This window comes from Enterobacter sp. C3_dUdeg (genome assembly GCF_057536195.1).
Genome location: NZ_BAAKFX010000013.1, coordinates 43,006 through 63,659, shown reverse-complemented (window position 1 = coordinate 63,659; position 20,654 = coordinate 43,006). Strand labels below are relative to the sequence as shown.

General features: G+C 52.3%; 12 protein-coding genes. 3 read left to right on the top strand and 9 right to left on the bottom strand.

Features of this window, described 5'->3' with window-relative positions; genetic code table 11:
• Position 1 precedes the first annotated feature (1 nt).
• The 6 genes from AC27FC_RS20375 to AC27FC_RS20350 all read right to left on the bottom strand — a co-directional run bounded on the left by AC27FC_RS20375 (position 2) and on the right by AC27FC_RS20350 (position 6,120).
• Complete coding sequence (locus AC27FC_RS20375) at positions 2 to 1,606, bottom strand: hypothetical protein (RefSeq protein WP_487160342.1); 1,605 nt, start codon at positions 1,604 to 1,606, stop codon at positions 2 to 4.
• A 15-nt stretch (positions 1,607 to 1,621) separates the two neighbouring features.
• A complete protein-coding gene (locus AC27FC_RS20370; RefSeq protein ID WP_308564236.1) occupies positions 1,622 to 2,947 on the bottom strand; it encodes a tyrosine-type recombinase/integrase in 1,326 nt (441 codons plus the stop codon).
• A complete protein-coding gene (locus AC27FC_RS20365; protein ID WP_487160341.1) occupies positions 2,898 to 4,166 on the bottom strand; it encodes a tyrosine-type recombinase/integrase in 1,269 nt (422 codons plus the stop codon). The genes AC27FC_RS20370 and AC27FC_RS20365 overlap by 50 nt, the downstream gene beginning before the upstream one ends.
• A 286-nt stretch (positions 4,167 to 4,452) precedes the next feature.
• Positions 4,453 to 4,767, bottom strand: coding sequence for a hypothetical protein (locus AC27FC_RS20360; protein WP_001019188.1), 315 nt, complete (start codon positions 4,765 to 4,767; stop codon positions 4,453 to 4,455).
• A 20-nt stretch (positions 4,768 to 4,787) separates the two neighbouring features.
• Positions 4,788 to 4,994, bottom strand: coding sequence for a helix-turn-helix transcriptional regulator (locus tag AC27FC_RS20355; RefSeq protein WP_085551739.1), 207 nt, complete (start codon positions 4,992 to 4,994; stop codon positions 4,788 to 4,790).
• A gap of 280 nt (positions 4,995 to 5,274) precedes the next feature.
• Entirely contained in the window at positions 5,275 to 6,120 is an 846-nt protein-coding gene (locus tag AC27FC_RS20350; protein ID WP_487160340.1) for a DUF6387 family protein, read from the bottom strand.
• Positions 6,121 to 6,830: 710 nt separating this feature from the next.
• Between AC27FC_RS20350 and AC27FC_RS20345 the strand changes: the two genes are divergently transcribed.
• Positions 6,831 to 7,187 (top strand): hypothetical protein, encoded by a 357-nt coding sequence (locus tag AC27FC_RS20345; RefSeq protein ID WP_029740047.1) that lies wholly within the window; start codon positions 6,831 to 6,833, stop codon positions 7,185 to 7,187.
• Between the two features lie 174 nt (positions 7,188 to 7,361).
• Positions 7,362 to 7,919 carry a YceI family protein gene (locus AC27FC_RS20340; protein WP_033146331.1) on the top strand — a complete coding sequence of 186 codons (558 nt, stop codon included), beginning with the start codon at positions 7,362 to 7,364 and terminating at the stop codon, positions 7,917 to 7,919.
• Here the strand turns inward: AC27FC_RS20340 and AC27FC_RS20335 are convergent.
• From AC27FC_RS20335 to AC27FC_RS20325, 3 genes are read right to left on the bottom strand one after another with little or no spacing between them, the layout of a single operon-like run.
• Entirely contained in the window at positions 7,911 to 8,702 is a 792-nt protein-coding gene (locus AC27FC_RS20335) for an anti-sigma factor family protein (protein WP_112778434.1), read from the bottom strand. The genes AC27FC_RS20340 and AC27FC_RS20335 overlap by 9 nt on opposite strands.
• The gene (locus AC27FC_RS20330; RefSeq protein ID WP_112778433.1) at positions 8,699 to 9,229 is read right to left on the bottom strand and encodes a sigma-70 family RNA polymerase sigma factor; all 531 of its coding nucleotides are present in this window, start codon (positions 9,227 to 9,229) and stop codon (positions 8,699 to 8,701) included. Before AC27FC_RS20330 ends, AC27FC_RS20335 begins: the two co-directional genes overlap by 4 nt.
• Before the next feature lie 7 nt (positions 9,230 to 9,236).
• Positions 9,237 to 9,764 carry a tetratricopeptide repeat protein gene (locus AC27FC_RS20325; protein WP_112778432.1) on the bottom strand — a complete coding sequence of 176 codons (528 nt, stop codon included), beginning with the start codon at positions 9,762 to 9,764 and terminating at the stop codon, positions 9,237 to 9,239.
• A 761-nt stretch (positions 9,765 to 10,525) separates the two neighbouring features.
• Between AC27FC_RS20325 and AC27FC_RS20320 the strand changes: the two genes are divergently transcribed.
• On the top strand, positions 10,526 to 20,581 hold the full coding sequence (locus AC27FC_RS20320) for a BapA/Bap/LapF family large adhesin (RefSeq protein ID WP_487160339.1): 10,056 nt from the start codon (positions 10,526 to 10,528) through the stop codon (positions 20,579 to 20,581).
• Positions 20,582 to 20,654: the final 73 nt, after the last annotated feature.

Here is a 20,654-nt window from a genome sequence, read left to right as displayed (position 1 = left end):
CTCACATTAATATGCATTCAATTTCCATTCTTAAATCTTTAATTTTTTCCAGAATATATTTTCTTTTTCTTGGATCTGAATTTTGGATTTTTAATTCTAGTTTTTCAAATTTATCTTTAATCAAATTCATAATAATCGATTGTTCATTAAATGAAGATTCTGAATTTTTTGTTTCTTCGTAGGTGTTTCTGTTCAATAGTTTCTTTGATAGTTCTGATAACTCGTCGTGAGACATATGATCATATACTGAATTCTGCTTAACACTCCTTCTCCCAGACCATTGGGCAATTTGTATCTCTGACAATACGCTTCGTTGAGCTATAGTATTAAGTAAATGTCTAATTTGATGGCTTAGGAAAATTAAAACAGAATCATCAAAGTTAAAATGTATATTCCTATGAAATATGTTATTCATATTATCAGTGCGAAAATCCGCTCTAAAATACTTTGAAGATGCCTTAATGGTTGTGAAAATATCAGCACCCTTGATAGAGTCTAATAAATTATGATTTATGGAGCATAAATTAGCATTAATATTTTCAGAATTAACATTCTTTCGCTCTATATAAATCCAAAATGCTTTTACACTGACTGTGCCATGTTTTATCTTAGACAAGAATTTTAGATTTTCTTGGGAGATATTTAATTGATTTATAACAAAGCCAAGTTTGTGGAGATCTTCAATTGTTAAACAATCAAATGCACTTCTGTTTAATGACTCGTATAAATTAATTTCCCCTGCTCTTATCAACCGTGAAACAACCCTTGCATTCCTTGTAAGTTTTTTCAATCGCATGATAGCCTTTGAAGCTACAGGAACCATACAGTCTGGAATCCATTTGGTATGGTATCCAAAGCCCTTCAGAGAATGAAATCGCAAACCATATCTTGATATGCCATTACTATCTTCAACTATAACTTCACAGTCCTCTTCCAAGAGCATAATTTCACTAATTCGAGATGGAGCACATAAGAGCAATGCAAAAATAGAAGATGTAAATATGTCCCTTTCATTAACTGGATTAGAGCTAAATATTTTACCAATAAAATCTATAGCTTTTTCATCAGGAAGTTTTTTCTGATTGGATAAATTTCCCATCGAATCCATTGTGCTATTTGTGTAAGCATCATATGCCTTAAATGGATATGACCATCGTGTAATGGATGCTGGCAACATTTCGTTCTTAGACATAAAAGAACATAATACCCTAATATCTAAATATATTTTATAAGAAGTGGATATTGCAAAATTTTCTTGAACAATAGTCATAACTTCATCTAATACTTTATGATCTATACTTGAAACCTTAACTTCTTTATTTGCTTTAACTATGGCAATTTCTAATATCCTAAATAATCTCAGCACTCTGAAAGCTACAGATAAATCATGAAAGCACTCATGCCATACATATGCTTTTGCGAACTCTACAATGTTATAATTCATTAATTTTTTATTCTTGTTCCCCATTCTAACCTTGATTCCGCTAAAAAATGTAATTCCGCCTCCCCAACTTGAATTATCCCACTCAAAATTTCCAAAATTTTTCGCATGAGCCTTATTAGCGATAATGAAGTTATTGATCATTTTATCATGGATTTCTTTCATCACTTTATCCTTCTTTTAAATGCTATTGATCATATCGTCGATAGAATTAGTTACTAACGATATTGCTGTATTATCAAAAGAGTTAGTTTTATATCCACCGCAGTATTCTTCTATCATATGCTTCAAAGAAGCTAACTCTTTCTGAAGCTCTTTTTCCTCAATAAATTTGTTAGCCAGTGGCTTCATTAGTTCGTTTACAGCTTCATTAATCCTCTTGCCATTTTCCGCTGTATTTTCTATATAACTCATAACAGAATTGATTGAAGAATGGTCCAAAACATTTGCTATCAGTGAAGGACTATAACCCAATTGTGCAACCTTAGTGCCTAATGAATATCTAAATCTGCGCGAATTTATACCCCCCAGATAGGCTTGATATTCATTTATTGAACGATTTATTGTGTTCCTTATTTTTAGTGTTATGGCATAGGGGTTAAGTTTTAATCCACCACTTTCAATCATGTTTAGCTCAACACATCTTTTTTTGAATGGATATGTGTTTATAAAAATTGGTAGTTTTCTCTTTTGTTTTTCACTTAAATCGATTTTTAATGTATCACTGACCAGCGAATTCACAGCTTCAACGAGATATTTCAATTGGCTGAAAAGCTCTTCTGGAATTTGTAATTTTCTAAACTCTTTTCTATATCCATTCCGTTGTTTAATTCTTGGGATATTGAGAAAGTACTCTCCATTAAAAGATAAGAGATCACCAGCTTCAAGTTGAGATATTTGCATAGGTCGCCGCCCGGAATATGCAACAAGGAAGGTTAGCAGATAGTTTGACAGACTTACCTTTTCTTCCTTATAAGCTATCGCTACAGAATCTATAATTACCTTTAATTGCGAGTCACTGAAGGGACCTTTTTTATAATCATGTGTCTTTATAGACTTGTTTGCATTTGCTTTTTTAACTTTAATATTTTCTAAAAATATGATTGCTTCTGTCGAAAATAAAGAAGGGTAAAGACCACTTATCTTAATAAAAAAATATTTCACTGACTCTGCATGTGTGTAATCTAATGAGCTCACAACTTTATAGTAATACTTCATGCATTCTTTAGAAAACAAGCCATCATTCTTATTACAGGCCTTAATGTAATGCTTTATTGCATAAAACATTTTCTTAGTATAACTGGCACTATAATTTATAGCGAAATATGCCAAAGTGGTTTTGATAGGTATAAATTCACTGATGACGACTCTTAAAGAATCAATGTTCAATGTTATACTTTCACTTATCTTCCACTTGGAATAAGAAAAGTTCACTTTGAAGTTACCATCCTTGGTTTCAAAAACCGAATATTGACTTTCTTGTAGCTTTCTTAGAGTTTGAAACATTGGATTTGTCCTCTACTATGTTTTTGAGTGGGTTAATAACAGCCATTATTTTTCGGCTTTCTTGTGCTATAAATGCTTGGTTATAGATATCTGAGGTTGTACTATTCTTTTTCCACCCCATAAGATAATTTCTTACTTTCTCATAGGTAATATAATCCTGAGAGTTCGAATTCATGAGCATCATTTCTGAGAATTTCACATTCCAGGTATGTCTTAGCGAATGCCCCACAATATCGCTCAATACATTACTATTTTTCCTAATTTGTTCGAAAATTTTCTGATAACCTGAAATAGTCAATGCATGACCTAATTGACCTTTACTGCTATGAGTAACAAGCAGATAGTCATGCTCCCCTGCATGACACTGCCTACTTCTGAAATCACTAATATAATTCTGTATTAACTCAGTCAATTCTATACTCAATGGTATTTTTCTTTCTAAAGTTTTAACCAATGGTTGCCTTAATCGTGGTTCGTTTTGATCATCTGGCCTTCTTACTATGCATAGACTTTTGTGGACATAGTCAAAATCAACCAACTTAATATTAAGTAGTTCCCCTCCCCTAATACCTGTCTCTAACAAAATTTCAATTATTAGGTTATTTCGAAACCTTACATGCGCCGAAAATGGATTAATCTTAGATTTAACACTTACCATATCAGTCAAAGTTGTGACTTGTTCATTTGTCAATGATTTGCTTTCGCTTTCAATATTGTAATTCTTTCCGTTCTCTATTCTTGGCTTTATAAAATCAAATGCACGACTGATTGTTTCATAACGAGAAGAATCAATATTATTGATAGCAATGTTATCAAAAAACCATTTGACGTAATTTTCAATTGTCATTATCTTGAAATAAAGGGTTCTTTTAGAGACATGTTGTTTTTTAAGAATGCTTGTCACATTCTCTAAGTCGTTTCTGTAAGATAGGGCATTCATTAACCCGAATAAATATCCTTTGTTCGAGACAAGTTTTTCGATATCAGAATTTACCATATCAAAAACCCCCACATTCATGTCAGCATTATATCTTTCAAATAAAAGCAAAGCATTTGCTATTGCTTCCATTGTTGAAAATGAATAGCTATTTGTTCGTGAAATAACACTCATATATAAGTTAGGGTAAACCAAGGGTAATCCATTGCTCTCATTAATAATAATGCAACTTCTGATACCATCCTTATTCTTCAATCTTTTTATTCTATATTTCAAAGTCATACCACCTCTATTTACATTTAATCGTCAGTGAAAATAAATAAAGCATATAACATAAGCAATTTACAAATATATTTTCCTGAATTTAACATTATTCCCTTTTACAATGACGCATCCCGGTCGAAAATTTATAATATCCCTCTAGAGGGATATTATAGTCCTTTCTTTTCACTTGAAATAGTTAACCCATTATTTTAAAAGGAATTAAAGATGTTTTGTAAATCAAATAGTAAATAGCACTATCATTTCAAGAATGCAATTTACAAAATAGTACTAAACATAAGTTCATTCAAAGAATGGTTTTCAGCCCTATCTGATATCGAATTATCCGTTTCGATAAATTCCTAATTTCATCAGGGCATTTAATTAGCGAAAACCATGTCTCATAAACATAAAACTGTTCGAAAATATTAAGCTCAGAGATCGAATCTAAGGGTTCTCTTAGATTCCCCACTAAATACTGGCTTAACCAGTAAACAATCTTTCTGTTAAACTCATTATCAGGTAAATCGTAAATCGCTCCGGGTTCGAAAATTTCACAAAAAAGTTCCTGACCCAGATTACACATATGGTTATCTTCACTCACAAATTCTTCGATATTCATAACATGTCTCCCAAAATTAACTAAGCAACATTATTTCGACTTGTTTCGATTACAGACTGAATCCAGATATCAATCTCACTTTCAACGAAAGCTACTGCACGACTTCCAATTTTGACAGGAGCAGGAAACTTGCCATCGTTGATCAGACGATAGATCCATGCTTTTCCGTAGCCAGTTCGTTCGAGAACTTCTGGTAGGCGTATGAGGCGGGTTGGTTGATTGTTCATTTTGTTTTCCCTTGTCGTTGCGGTGAAGTCACTATACGAACACTTGGGAAAAGAAAGGAGTGAGACTCCTGAAGCGGAGGTTCCTTGCTGCTATGCAGGATGGTTCTCTCGAAGTTGGTGCCGTACAAAACAGGGGAACTTGAGAGTAGCTGAAATTCCCCTGTTTTATAGCAAGTGGCAAAATGGCCGGTTTAAAGTAAAAATCGCAAAAAAAGCATCATTTAAAATGATGCTTTGAGTTTCTTTTTTATAAAGAAAAACAAACAGTTATGGATATAAACTAATCCGATAGTTTCATTACATCAGCGACTTTCATTTGCTTCAAATGGCTATTTTTGTTCATGAAGTAATGGAATTGTCGGATAAAGTCAGTTGTGCAGGATTTAAGAGCCAAAGGCCTGTCGGTATCTTTGATTTGGCTGGACTGCCTCATTTCGCTTTCTTCGTCATCGTCTGTATATAGTAGTCTGGATAACCTGTCGTCAGAGACACGGATTTTTTTAACGGCTGCCCACACCAGGATATCCAGCATAGGTATTACACGATAACTGATGAGTTTCTTGATAGTTCCGTATCCAAAACGAACAGATTCCAATGGGTTTTCATCAATACCCTTTACTTTACGCCATTGCGGTAATGCAGCTTTAAGCGACTCTGCAATCTCTTCGTCTGTGCCACTTGCCAAATCAATCTCGAACATGACTGTTCGTGTAAACTGATCTGGCATAATGTCTGAAAGTGATTCCTCTCGAAGCTCTGCGTTTATAGAATAATTGTCACCTTCATGCCAAAGAAAACCTCCACGTTGCATTGCAATAATGCTCGTTTCAGCAAGGCGATCAAGGGTTGTTAGAAAAAAATGGGGTGGCTGAAAAAGTTTGTTGGCAGGAGTCATGTATCCCAGTTGCCCTTCTTCAATTAAAAAAGGATTGCCGCTGAAAATTTTTGAGAAGTAACCCATAAGAGTTCTGCTCTCAAACTCTTCTCGATACTCCTTAAAGAACAAGTTCCGAGCCCATATCTCATGGTAGAACTGGAGCAATGAGAGGTCTTCAAATTTGTGATATGTATCAATCTTAAACCAACTCTTGATGTCTTTTGTATGCTCTGGTGACCAGTTGTTCAAAATCCATTCTCCACCTATGCTGGTACTGCCCTACGGATAGAATTCAGTTTTGCAGAAAAACTACCGCATTCACTAATCGGTGAAAAGCAGATCCTGCTTGCGCAGTTCAGCTACCAGCAGGGAGTTGAACTGAAGAATTTGTTTCCTTTTGATACAATTCTCCAATCCGCTAATCGTGAGAACACATACCATTAAGATTTATGGTTCCTTTTTAGAACCACACATAAAATTCAAAGTTTAAATAATATTTAAATTCAATGGAATGAATGGTTAATTACAGGGACGCCAGCCCACCAAAATTCTCCATCGGCGATCACCAGAGTCGACTGATGAAGTCCTAAAAGCCCGCACGGCGTAAGCCCTGCGGGCTTTTTTGTGCCCCATGCCCACGGTTCCTTCCATCCCTTTGACAAACATCAACCCCTTCCCCCTTCTCCTGTGCAAAATTATCCACACCACCCAGCGCTACGGAATAGCCGCTCAACCCGGAAGGAACCCACCATGTACAGACCCATAACCGTTATTATCTTCATTCTCCTGACTCTCGCCGCCCTTGCTGAAATAGGCTTTTTATCCTTTGGATAATCCTCAGGCGAAATATCCTTCAGCAGGGCACATTGATCTCATTACAGTTTTTTCCTAAAGCCATCCCGTTTCGCCTGTGCCATGCTGAATCACGCTCATAACCGATAACGTTAAATGAGGATATTATGAAAAAAACAATTATCGCATTATCTGCCGTTCTGCTGGCTTCCCCAGTATTTGCTGCGACCACACATGCAACTGACGATACCGTCGCTGCGGCGAACGCAAACGCCAACGAGGCGAAGCAAAAACTGCACGAAGAGCAGAACAAAGGTGAAGAGCTGAAGCTGAAGCAAAAACATGCTGCGGAAGGTAAAAGCGAAAGCCTGGGCAGCAAGGTCAGCGAAGATTCCCAGAAAGCCTGGCATAAAACTAAACAAGGCACCGAGAAAGGGTGGGATGCCACCAAAGAAGGCGCTGAGAAAGGCTGGAACAAAACCAAAGAAGGTGCCAGCGAACTGGAAAAGAAAGTCACTGAGTAATCCCTTCGAAAGGCCGCGCAAGCGGCCTTTTTTATTCCCCGCAGCTCTGCGTTCTCAAGGCTACACTTGTCACCAGGTCCGGTTATCGCGCTCCGGTTGAAATAATGTCAACAAAGCCGAATAGATCCCGGGGGTGACGCGTTTACTCCCTGCCCCCCTAAAAGAGATCCTGAGATGCTGCGACGCCTGGTGATAGTGCTTGTTTTGGTTTGTCCGTGGGCGATGGCTGCCCCGAAGAGCTACATAATTGACGCCAATAACACCGCCATTCGGCTGTCGTGGCATGCCTTCGGCGGCATCCTCTCCTGGGCGACGTTCAGTGGCGTGACGGGCGCCGTGACGCTCAACCCGGAAAACGACGTCGACGACCATATTCACGTCACCATTCCCGTAGCGACTCTCGTAGCCTCAAACAAGCTGCTCACCTGGCAGCTGAAAAGCGATATGTTTTTTGAATCCGAGCGTTATCCAACTATCGAGTTCATCAGCTCTCGCGTGGTCGCCCAGGGCGACGGGCGGTTCAGGGTGTTCGGCACGCTGACCGTACGAAACATCGCCCGCCCGGTGATCCTGGAGGCTGTCGTGAAAGACCCGCACGCGCAGGCCCTCACGCTGGATGCCACGACGGCGATCTCGCGCGCGGCCTACGGGATGGATAAGTTTGCGCTGGTCGTGGACGATCGTATTGCCATCGCTATTGCCATTCAGACGAACGACGTGCCGTCATCCTGAGATGAGGCGCTGTAGCTGCTCCGCGTTTCCCCGCAGGTGAGACGGCGGGTTGCGGCCAATCAGGACAAACTGGTAGCCCGCCTCCTGCCACCACGCCAGGTTAATGCCGTGCCGCTGCTCCTGGCGCAGAGAGGCCATAGTCTTCTCATCTACAGGAGAGATACAGAGCGCCATCGGGCCGTAGTCGGCGTTAATCCAGGCAATCTGCGCGATCGAGGTGGTTTCATAGCGCAGCATTCGCACCATTTTCAGCTCTGCCCCCTGCAGGACAAGCTGCGACATGTGCAGCTTGATGCCGATGTCCTGCGCGGCTCGTTCCAGCCCGCGCTGCAGGACCGGCGTTGCGCTGTCCATATCCAGCAGCGTCTCAACGCTGTACAGGGACATATATTGCGCTTCGAGGTCGCGAATATGGGCATTCTCATCCGCTGGCGCGGAAGCGGGCCGCAGCAGGTAGCCCAGCCCGGATCCGACCATCAAAAAGCTGGCCGACGCGGCGATCAGCGCCCGCCTGCTGACGCCAGCCGGCGTGGAGGATTGTGGATCGGGAAGTGCCGCCAGACGCGCCTGCATTGCCTCCAGAGGTGCCTCATCCAGCAGGGGGGCAAACGCCCCGGCGAAATCCTGGCTGCTTTTCATCAGTTCGGCGGTTCGCCCTGAGAGGCGTTCGTCACTTTTCAACTGTTCTTCAAATTGCTGCGCGTCGGCGCGGCACATCTCGCCATCTATCCATGCCACGATAGCGTCGTCGTTATAGGGCGGTGCAAAACGGTGCGAGTTCAAGAGCGTTTCTCCTTTGCCGGAGGCAGTGCGTCAGCGGACCTGGCAAGCCGAGCCCGCGCCGTCGCCAGCCGGCTCATCACGGTACCGATAGGCACCGCCAGAGTGTCCGCCGCCTCCTGGTAGGTAAAGCCTTCGACATAAACCAAAAATACCGCGTTGCGCTGGGCTTCAGGCAGCGCGTTGACGCGCTGCATCACCTTCATGTAATGCAGGCGCGTCTCATCCTGTTCGCGGGTATCCGGCGCCAGAAGCTCGTCGCTGGCCACAAATCCCTGCCCCTGACGCACGTGTCGTGCCCGAAGCTCAGAGATCCAGATGGAGTGCAGTATCGCGAACAGCCACCTGTCGATGCGCGTGCCCGGCGTATACTGGCTGCTCCTTTCAAGCGCACGCACGCAGGTGGACTGAACCAGCTCTTCGGCGATATCCCTGTTTCGCGACAGCACCAGCCCATAGCGCCAGAGGCGCGGCAGGTGTGCGGCTAACTGTTGACGAACCTCACTGGTAGCGATGTGTTTTCCCTCCACGAGAAAATCAGGATTCCGGATGCCCGTTGATGGCGGCCTGCAGGTCACGGTACTCCTCGCAGGACTGGCCACAAATACCGGCAATCACCTTCAGCTGTTCTTTCGCGAGGTCAGGACGTCCTTTTACCATCCACGCTTCACCGAGATATTCCCGGGCTTTGGCATAATCCGGTGCGATAGCCAGCGCGCGCTGGTAGTAACCAATCCCTTCGTCCGTGCGGCCAAGCTTGCGCGTGGCGAACCCGCGATAGTTCCACGCTTCAGCCGTATTGCCATTTTTCAGCGAATCAAGCAGGTTCAGCGCCGCCTGGTACTCGCCTTTCTTCGCGAGATGGTACGCATAGTTGGTTTTGTCCTGGTCGCTGAGGCTGCTGCTCTTGTCCGGCACGCATTTCTGGGTGGCGCTGTCATACACCTGTCCGGAAGGACAATCGGGCGTTTTGCTCTCGGTACTATTATTGCCCATTGCCAGCACCAAGGGGGACAGCAGGGAAAAAATCAGCACCGGGATCAAACGAAACGAGATCGTGTTCATATAAAGCTCCAGGGTAAGAAGGAAGTGACGTCAGTAAACGCCCGACTGACGATTTTTATTCATTCTCCCCGTGAATTTTTTGCTGTCGCAAAATCATGCTGACGTCGTAGCACCAATGGAAATAAATCAGGTTATTTTACCCTTTACTTAACGCTATTATTTTCGCGTGATAGCAGAGTTTTAAGCCTGCATAAGAATATATTTTATTGTGTGAGTGACATAATATATCTTATATCAAAAACGTTACCCTAACTTAAATGCATATTAAGCGCGCTTAAACAATAACGTTTTATATTATATTAAAAATGTCCCCTACCAATTATCATACTGCGTAAATCATATTCAGAATCAACGTCACAGGTTAAAACTAAAATGATATAAAACAAAAGGTTGAGCCAAGTAAATTATTAACCACCCCAATACATTAATGCCCTCTTCATTGTTTTGGCACTTATTTACGAAAGCTTAATTTGCACAACCTTCGTTTTCTGTCTATATCATTTTTATATTCTAAAAAATAATTCCTCTATTAATTACAGGGTTTTACACGATACAAAACACCCATAAAAATTGTTCACTTTTATAAGTCATTAGATTCGCTCTGATGTTGCCACTCTGAATTCTGGCGGGCATCGTGCGCGCTAAAAACAACGGTCAGTGCTGCGTAATAACAGCGACTGCGCCGGGGGCGCCCTTTACCTTCTGCAGAGATGGCTCGTCTTGCTCGCCGTTCATGACACATCTGCTGGAGTAATGCCTAAATGAGCCAAATCTCTGTTATATCGAAACTTACTGGCGTGGAAACGACCACGGAAGGCACACAGGTTACCCTGAGCCATTCCTCTATCGTTGAGCTTAATGTCGAGCGAGCGAGCGTCTCCCACTTCGCGCGAAACGGTAACGATCTGCTGGTTACGCTGCACTCCGGCGAGGTGATCACCCTTAAAAACTTCTACGTCACGGACGCGCAGGGCGTGAGCCAGCTGGTACTGCAGGACAGCAACGGCGCATTATGGTGGATTGAAGATCCGACCGGAGCCGCCACGTACGAATCTATCGCGTCCACGGACGTGCTGCTAGCGGCCTCCGGGAGCGACGCCGGTGGTGCAGCCATCTGGCCATGGGCACTGGGCGGAATTGCCGCAGCGGGCGGCATCGCGGCGGCGGCAAGCACCGGCGGCGGTGATAGTGGCGGCAGTAACAATTCGGCCAATGCGGATACGACAGCGCCGAACGCGCCTTCCGGCCTTAAGTTCTCTTCAGATGGCAAAACCGTCACCGGTACCGCAGAACCCGGCAGTACCATCACGCTGAAAGACGCGAACGGCAACGTCATTGGCACAGGAAAAACGGGCAGCGACGGCAGCTTTACCGTCTCTCTCGGCACACCGTTGACTAACGGCGAGCAGGTGACCGCCACCGCCACGGATAACGCCGGGAATACCAGCCCGGGCACAACGCTCAACGCGCCGGACACCACCGCGCCCGATGCGCCAGCAATCACCAGCGTAACGGATGATATCGCCCCGCAGACGGGAGCAGTCAGCAACGGCGGCAGCACCAACGATCAGCGCCCGCAGCTTACCGGCACCGGCGAAGCGGGCTCGACCGTGACGATTTATGACGGCGGGGTCGCCATTGGTACAGCGGTCGTCACCAGCAACGGCACCTGGACCTTTACCCCGTCGGTTGATCTGAGCGAAAGCACTCACCAGATTACCGTGCGGGCAACCGACGCCGCCGGCAACACCGGGCCAGCGTCGCCGGTGTTTACCCTTACGGTGGATCTTACTCCGCCGGACGCGCCGAGCGCGATTGTGTTGACCGACGATACGGGCCTTATCAAGGGAACCATCACGTCTGTCGCGCCAACCGATGCTTCACTGCCCATCCTCGCGGGAACCGGCGAGCCCGGCGGAACCATCACCATCTACGATAACGGCGTGGTGGTTGGCACAACGACGGTATTGCCCAACGGCACCTGGAGCGTCACGCCGAACGGCCCGCTTCCGGACGGGACACACTCTATAACCGTCACTGAAACCGATGCCGCCGGAAACCTGAGCGCGACCTCAGAGCCCGTCATTTTCACCGTGGACACCACGCCGCCGTCTGCCCCAGGTAATCTCGAGGTTTCGAATGATGGCGGCACCATCAGCGGCATCGCGGAAGCTGGCAGCACGGTGACCATCCGTGAAGGTAATGTCACCCTTGGCACTGTTGTTGCCGACAGCGAAGGGAACTTTAGCCTGACGCTGACCCCGCCGAAGCTCAACGGCGAAATCCTGACCGCTGACGCCACCGACACGGCGGGCAACACGGGGCCCGCAACCTCCGCGGCGTCACCGGATATTACCCCACCGCAGACGCCAATTATCGTGTCGGTGATGGATGACGTGCAGGCCACCACCGGCCCCGTGGGCCAGAACGGCCTCACCAACGACCGGGCCCCGACCGTGAACGGGACGGGCGAAGCGGGCTCGACCATCACGATTTATAACGGCAGCGATGTCCTCGGTACGACGGTTGTTCCCTCCTCCGGCCTGTGGAGCTTTACGCCGCCCGCACCGCTGACCGATGGCACCTGGGTGCTGACCGCGAAGGCGACGGATCCCGCCGGTAACCCAAGCGGGTTATCAGACCCGTGGACAATTAACGTCGACGGCACGGCACCTGGCGCCCCGGTGATTTCACAAGTTGTGGACGATGTTCCCGGTCGCACCGGCTCGCTCGACATTAATGAGACCACTAACGACGCCACCCCGACGCTCAGCGGTACCGCCGAAGCAAACGCGACGGTCACCGTGCGCGTGGACGGTGTTGCTATTGGTACGACCGTCGCCAATGGTCTTGGCGTATGGATCTTTACGCCTTCCTCGCCGATCGGTGAGGGTCCGCACGCCCTGACCGCCGTCGCGACCGATGCGGCAGGTAACACCAGCGGCGTCTCCAACACCTGGACTCTGACGATTGACAGCGTCGCGCCTGCCGCCCCGGTCATTACCCAGGTGCTGGATGATGTGCCGGAGCGCCTCGGCGCGCTCAACCCCAACGACAGCACCAACGACACCACGCCGACGCTCAACGGCACGGCTGAACCGGGCTCAACCGTCACCATTCGCCAGGACGGCGTCGATGTCACAACGATTGTGATCGACAGCAGCGGCACGTGGACCTATACCCCGACCACGCAGCTTGTTAACGGCACCTATACCTTTACCGTCGTCGCCACCGATACGGCGGGTAACACCAGCCAGCCGTCAGGCGGCTTTACCCTGACCGTCGATACCACGCCGCCTGCGGCGGCAACCATCGCCACCGTGACCGATGACGTCGGCGGCGTTCAGGGCACGCTCAGCAGCGGCGATACCACGGATGACACCACACCGCTGCTGCAGGGCACCGCTCCGGCTGATGCGGCGATCACCGTCTATGACGGCGCCACCCTGCTCGGCACCGCCACCCTCGACGGCAGCGGTGGCTGGAGCTTTACGCCCGTTACCCCGCTTACCGACGGCCCGCATTCGCTGACGGTTCACGCCACGGATGCCGCAGGCAATACCACCATCTCCAGCCCGTTTGTGTTGACGGTAGATACCGTCGCGCCTGCCACGCCGGACGTCCCGGCCATCACCGTCAATCCTGACGGAACAGCAACAACGCTAAACCCGGGCGAAACCACCCGCGACACCACGCCAACCCTGAGCGGTACCGGCACGGCGGGCGATACCGTGACGATCTACAACAACGGTGCCAAAATCGGCGACGCTGTCGTGGACAATACCGGCAGCTGGTCGTGGACGCCATCAGCCCCGCTGCCCGGCGGTACCTATGACATCACCCTGACCGTCACCAACGTGGACGGCACGGGCAACGAAAGCGCCCCGTCGCAGCCGGTAACCATCACCATTGATACCGAAGCGCCGGCTACGCCTGCGGCACCGACCGTCACCGACAGCGTCACCCAGATCACCGGCCCCGTACCCGATGGCGGAACCACCAACGATCCGCGCCCGGTCCTGAGCGGCGCCGGCACGCCGAACGACGTCATCAACATCACTGACACCGTCAACGGCATATCGACCGTCGTGGGCACCGTCACGGTAGACAGCAGCGGCAACTGGAGCTGGCGCCCTGGCAGCGACATTGCCGAGGGCAGCCACGCCTATACCGCCACCGCCACCGATGAAGCGGGCAACGTCTCTGACCCTTCTCCAGCGATTACCATCATCGTGGATACCCTGGCGCCGGATACGCCGGTGATTAGTGCAGTGGGCGGTGAGCCTAACGGTGGCTACATCACGGATACCACACCGACCGTGGGCGGAACCGGCGTCAACGGTGAGACGGTGATCGTCTACAACAACGGCGTCGAAGTGGGCCGTGTCGTGGTGGCTAACGGGGAATGGAACCTGACGCTTCCAACGCAAACGGACGGTCCGCTCAACATTACCGTGGCGGGCGTGGACGCAGCGGGCAACGTCAGCGCGCCGAGTTCGGTCTTTACCGTTACCCTCGATACCGTTGCGCCTGAGATCCCCGTCATTAGCGCCGTAGCTGACAGCCAGCTGTCTAATAATGTGCTCTACACGAAGGACGGCACGCCAACCCTTACCGGGACCGGTGAACCCGGTACCACCGTTATCGTTTCCGTAGACGGCACGCCATCTACGGTGCTGGTGACGGTCCAGCCGGGCGGCACTTGGAGCTGGACTGCCGACACGACGCTGTTGGATGGCCCGCATACCTTCACCGTCTCTTCCCGCGACCCCGCGGGTAATCTCTCAGGCAGTTCAGCGCCGCTGAGCGTGACGGTAGACACCGTCGCCCCGGCAGATCCGGGCAACATGCTGCTGGCTGATGAAGGAACACCGCTGACCGGTACCGGTGAAGTGGGAAGCATCATTACCGTGACAAACGGTTCCACGGTCATTGGTACCGGCGTTGTCGGCAGCGACGGCAACTTCTCCATTGCGCTGAGCCCGGCGCAGCTGGATCCGACCACGCTGACCGTGACCGCTACGGATGCCGCAGGGAATGCCAGCGCGGGCGTGCCTTTTGTCGTCGTCGATTCACCGATCGACCTGCCGCAGGTGCCCGTCATCACGGCGATCGTCGATGACGCGGATCCGATCACTGGCGATGTGAAAGGCAAAACCACTAATGACACCACGCCAACGCTTACCGGTACGGCCGAAGCGGGCAGCCTGATAACCATCTATCAGGACGGTAGCGCGACGCCATTGACGACGGTGACCGCCGACGGCAGCGGCAACTGGAGCTATACGCCAGCCGCGCTTGGCGAGGGGCTGCACACCTTTGAGGTGACGGCGACCCTCAACGGCCAGACCAGCGGCCGCTCTCCGGCGGCCAGCGTCACCGTCGACCTCACAGCACCGGGCACGCCGGCTATCGGCGCGGTGATTGACGACGTCGGTCCGGGCACCGGCCCGCTGACCAGCGGCCAGACCACCAACGACAACCAGCCGACCCTCACCGGCACCGGCGCGGTCGGCGATACCATCTCCATCTACAACAACGGCGTGCTGCTGGGGACCGCGGAGGTCGGCAATACCGGCACCTGGAGCTACACCACGCCCGTCCTGACAGAAGGCAACCATATCCTGACCATCCGCGAGACCGATCCGGCGGGTAATCAGAGCGGTCCTTCGGCGGGCTTCACCGTCGTGGTGGACTCCGTTTCCGCCACGCCGGTCATCACCAACGTCACGGATAACGTCGGTAACGCCGCCACCACGGTGGTCAGCGGCACCGAGACGAACGATGCCACGCCAACCCTTTCGGGGACAGCGGACGCAAACAGCGTGGTGACCATTTTCGACGGCGGTACCCAGATTGCCGTGGTAACGGCTGACGGCACCGGCGCGTGGACGTTTACTCCTGACACCGCGCTCGGCGAAGGCTCGCACAGCTTCACCGTCCGGGCGACCGATCCGCTGGGCAACGTCAGCGCGGTCTCAGCTCCCTGGAGCGTGGTGGTTGACCTGACGGCTCCGACGGTTCCGACGCTGGATAATGTGAGCGACAACGTCCCTGGCGGCGTCCAGGGTAACCTCACCAGCGGCCAGGTGACCAACGACAGCACCCCGACCATCAGCGGCACCGGGCAGGCGGGCAGCACGATTCACATCATGAATAACGGCACGCAGATTGGCACGGCGATCGTTGACGGCAGCGGGAACTGGTCCTTTACGCCGACCGCGCCGCTGGGCGACGGCAGCTACTCCCTGCGCGCGTATGCAACGGATACCGCAGGCAACGCCTCGGCTAACTCATCGGTCTTCGCCTTTACCATTGATACCGCAGCCCCCGGCGTACCGGTGGTGACCAGCGTGATTGACGACGTCGGTCCGGTCACCGGGGCGCTCACGTCGGGTAACAGCACCAACGACGCGCGCCCAACCTTCAACGGTACGGGCGAGGTGGGTTCTACCGTGCACGTGATCGTTGATGGCAACGAAATTGGCACTGCGGTGGTGAATGCCCAGGGCAGCTGGACCTTCACCCCGGGTACCGATCTGGGCGAAGGTCCACACGCCATCACCTTCAATGCCACCGACGTGGCTGGCAATACCGGCAGCACGACGACACCGTTTAACCTGACGGTGGATACGGGCGTGCCGTCGGCGCCGGTCATTTCGACCGCGGGTGACAACGCGGGCAGCATTCAAACTTCGCTCTCTTCCGGGCAGAGCACCGACGACACCACGCCGACGCTAAACGGCACCGCGACCGCCAACGCCACGGTCACCGTGTATGAGAACGGGCAGCCGGTCGGCACCGTTCAGGCGGACGGTACCGGCGCATGGAGCTTTACGCCGTCAACGCCGCTGACCAACGGCAGCCATACCTGGACCGCCACGGTCACCGATGCAGCGGGCAACGTCAGCCTGAACTCGCCGGACTTTACCCTGATTGTGGATACCACCGCACCGAACGCGCCGGTTATCAGCCAGGCGATAGACGACGTGGGCACCATCACCGGCCCGCTTACGTCCGGGCAAACAACAGACGACACCGTTCCGCGCCTTGTCGGAACCAGCGAACCGTTTGCCATCGTGAAGATCTATGAGGGAACTACCCTTGTCGGAACGGGCACCGCGGATGGCAACGGAAGCTGGAGTATCTTGCTCAACACCACGCTGACCGCGGGCGCGCACAGCTTCACCGCGCAGGCGACGGATGCGGCAGGCAACACCAGCGTGTCGTCCACCAGCTTCAGCCTCACCGTCGACACCACGCCGCCTGCGCTGCCGGTGCTGACCAGCATTCTGGATGACGTGGGCAATGCGGCGACGCCGGTGGCGAACGGCGGGTTCACCAACGACGCGCAGCCAACCCTTAGCGGTACGGCGGAAGCCGGGTCGACGGTGAAAATCTTCGATAACGGCGTACAAATCGGCAGCGTGACGGCGACCGGCGGGGCGTGGAGCTTTACGCCATCTCCGGCGCTGGGCAACGGTTCGCACAATTTAACCTTTACCGCCACCGATGCGGTGGGCAACGCGAGCGCGCCGACCGCCGGGTACGTGATTAACGTCGATACCCTCGCGCCGGGCGCACCGACCATCATTTCAGTGATTGATGACGTCGGCAGCGTTACCGGCCCGGTGACCGGTACGAATCCGACCAACGACACGCGCCCAACGCTGAGCGGAACCGCCGAAGCGAATGCCACGGTGCGGATCTACGATGGCATTACGCTGGTGGGCACGGTGACCGCCGACGGCAGCGGCAACTGGACCCTGCCGCAAACCACCACGCTGGCGCAAGGCACGCATAACTTCACCGCCACGGCCACCGATGCGGCGGGCAACACCAGCGTGGCGTCAGCCGTGACGACGATTATCGTCGATACGACCGCTCCAACGGCGCCGACCGGGACCTTCAACGCTGACGGTAGCGTCCTGACCGGGACTGCGGAAGCAGGCAGCACCGTCGCGATCCGCCTTGCGGACGGCTCGACGGTGACCGCCATTGCGGGCAGCAACGGCACCTACACCTACACCTTCATTAACAAACAGACCGAAGGCCAGACGCTGCAGATCACCGCCACCGACGCCGCGGGCAACACCTCGCTGCCGGGCTCCGCCCTTGCGCCGGTGGTGCCGCTCTCCGCCAGCAATAACGTCGAAGAGCTGAACCTCAGCACCACGGCAACCGTGACCAACAGCCAGTACAGCGATTACGGCTTCCTGCTGGTCGGCGCCGTCGGCAACGTCCTGACGCTGCTGGGCAATGATACGGCCCAGGTCAACTTCACGGTGGGCAGCGGCGGCAGTGCGGATATCGTGGTGAACGCCAACGCCACGGGCGCGGTTCTCTCTCTGCTCAACACCCTTGAGCTGGTGGTTCAGCATTACGTCAACGGCGCCTGGACCACCGTGGTGGATACCGGCCAACCGCAGTTTGCCGATCTCCTGACCCTCGGCGCAACCGGCGTATCGCTGAACCTGACCGGGCTGGCCGACGGCAACTATCGCGTGCTCAGCTACAACACCAACCTGCTGGCGACCGGCTCCTACACCAGCCTCGACGTGGCGGTGAAAGAGACCGGTCCGGGTACGGTCACGGGCGATACCAGCCTCAACGGCAACGTGATCCTCGATACGGACCCGACAGCCGGCAGCGACAACGCGCCAGCCGGAACCACCGTTTCCGCAGTCACTAACGCCCAGGGCGTCACCACCAGCGTGAACGCCGACGGCACGGTGATCCAGGGCAAATACGGTACGCTGACCATCAACCGCGACGGCAGCTACACCTACAACCTGACCGACACCAGCGCCGCGGTCGTTGGCCGGACGGAGAACTTCACCTACACCATCACCCATAACGGCGTCAGCGCGTCGGCGCAGCTGGTGTTGTCTCTGGGTGCCGGTACGGTAATCAACGGCATTGTGGCGGTGGACGATACGGCCTCGCTGACCTTTGACACCACCGTGAGCGAGATTAATAACGGCGCCTCGTCTCAGAACGGTTTTACCCTGGTGGGCATTAATCTCGGCAGCACGCTGGGGCTTAACCTGCTGGACGACATGACCAACCCGATTATCTACAACGTGGAGGAAGGCACGACCCGCACCATGACCATCCAGGCCTCCGTGGGCGGCGTGGCGCTGGCGTCGGTATTCGATCTGTACGTCTATAAGTTCAACAACGCCACCCAGACCTTCGAGCAGGTTCGCGTCGAGTCGGGCTGGCTGCGCGCTCCGCTGTTGGGGGGCTCGTCATCCCAGCTTACGCTGAATCTGCCGGCCGGGGAGTACCTGTTCTTACTCAATACCGCATCGGGGATCGCCGTCCTGACGGGCTACACGCTGAGCGTCCTGCAGGATCATGTCTACAGCGTGGCGAGCATCAGCGAAACCACCACGGGCGACGTGCTGGCGAATGACCCAGTTCCTCCAGGCACGTTGGTCACCGAAGTGAACGGCGTGGCGGTCAACAGCAGTGGAACCACCACCATTCAGGGGGAATACGGCACGCTGACCATCAATTCGTCCGGACAGTACACCTACACCCTGAGAAGCGGCGTGGGGGCGGACCATATCAGCACGCCGGATACCTTCGTCTACACCGTTACCGCGCCTGACGGCTCGAAGGATACGGCATCGCTCAACATCACCCCAACCCCCCGGGCGATGGATGCCGTGAACGATGTCAGCGCCACGATGGACCTCACCTCGGTGCATCACACGTCAGCATACTCGGATACGACCGTGGGCACCGCCAGCTGGACGACGGCCCTGCTCTCGTCAACCCAGGGCTCCGGCAGCGGAACCTTCGTGGTCGACGCGAACACCGCGCTGCACAACGTGTCGCTCCACTTTAACGTGGCTTCGCTGCTGGCGCTGGGCGGGCTGACGGTAAACTGGTCCATCAGCGACGGCTCGGGCGTGATACGCAGCGGCTCCTTCAGCGGCGGTTCACTGCTGGGCGGCAGTATCGACATCCCGCTCACCGGGCTGGATCTGAACGCCGGGACCTATACGCTGAACTTTACCGGTAGCGTACCGGGGCTGAGCGTGGGGAACATCACCATTACGCCAAGCGTGAACGGCACCACCTACTCGCTGAGTGATTTCGACGTCACCGGCAGCCACACCGTCAACGGCAATATCTTTGACGGCACCGATTCTGGCGGCGTGCTGGATCAGCTCCACTCGGTGGATACCCGTCTGAGCGTGACCGGGTACAACGGCGTGACCACCACGCTGGATCCGTATACCGGCAGCGCAACGGTGAACATCACCGGCCATTACGGCGTCCTGGCGATCGGCGCTGACGGCCATTACACCTATACCCTCAACAGCGGGGTATCGCTCTCATCCATGACGTCGAAGGAGACCTTCAACTACACCCTGACCGACTCCACCGGGAGAACGGACAGCGCCACGCTGACCATCAATATGGCGCCGCAGTTCATCAGCTCGGAACATAACGACGCCATCACCGGTACGGCCTACGGCGATACGCTGATTTACCAGGTGCTGAACAGTACCGTGGGGAATGCCACGGCGGGTAACGTCAGCAGCACCGCGGGCGATCACTGGACCGGCTTCTCGCTGGCGCAGGGGGACAAAATCGACATCGGCGATCTGCTGGTGGGCTGGAACGGTAGCGCCGCGACGCTGGGGAATTATCTCCATGTCACTAATAGTAATGGCAATACCGTGATCTCCATCGACCGTGACGGTGCGGGAGGCACCTACACTAATACCACGCTCGTTACGCTTGATGGCGTTCAGACCACCTACGACGAGCTTGTTAACCAGCAACACATCATTACCTGATAGCACCTGCAAGAGATGACCCGGGCGCACAGCGCCCGGGCATAAATAATAAAGACATACTCTTTTTAATAGG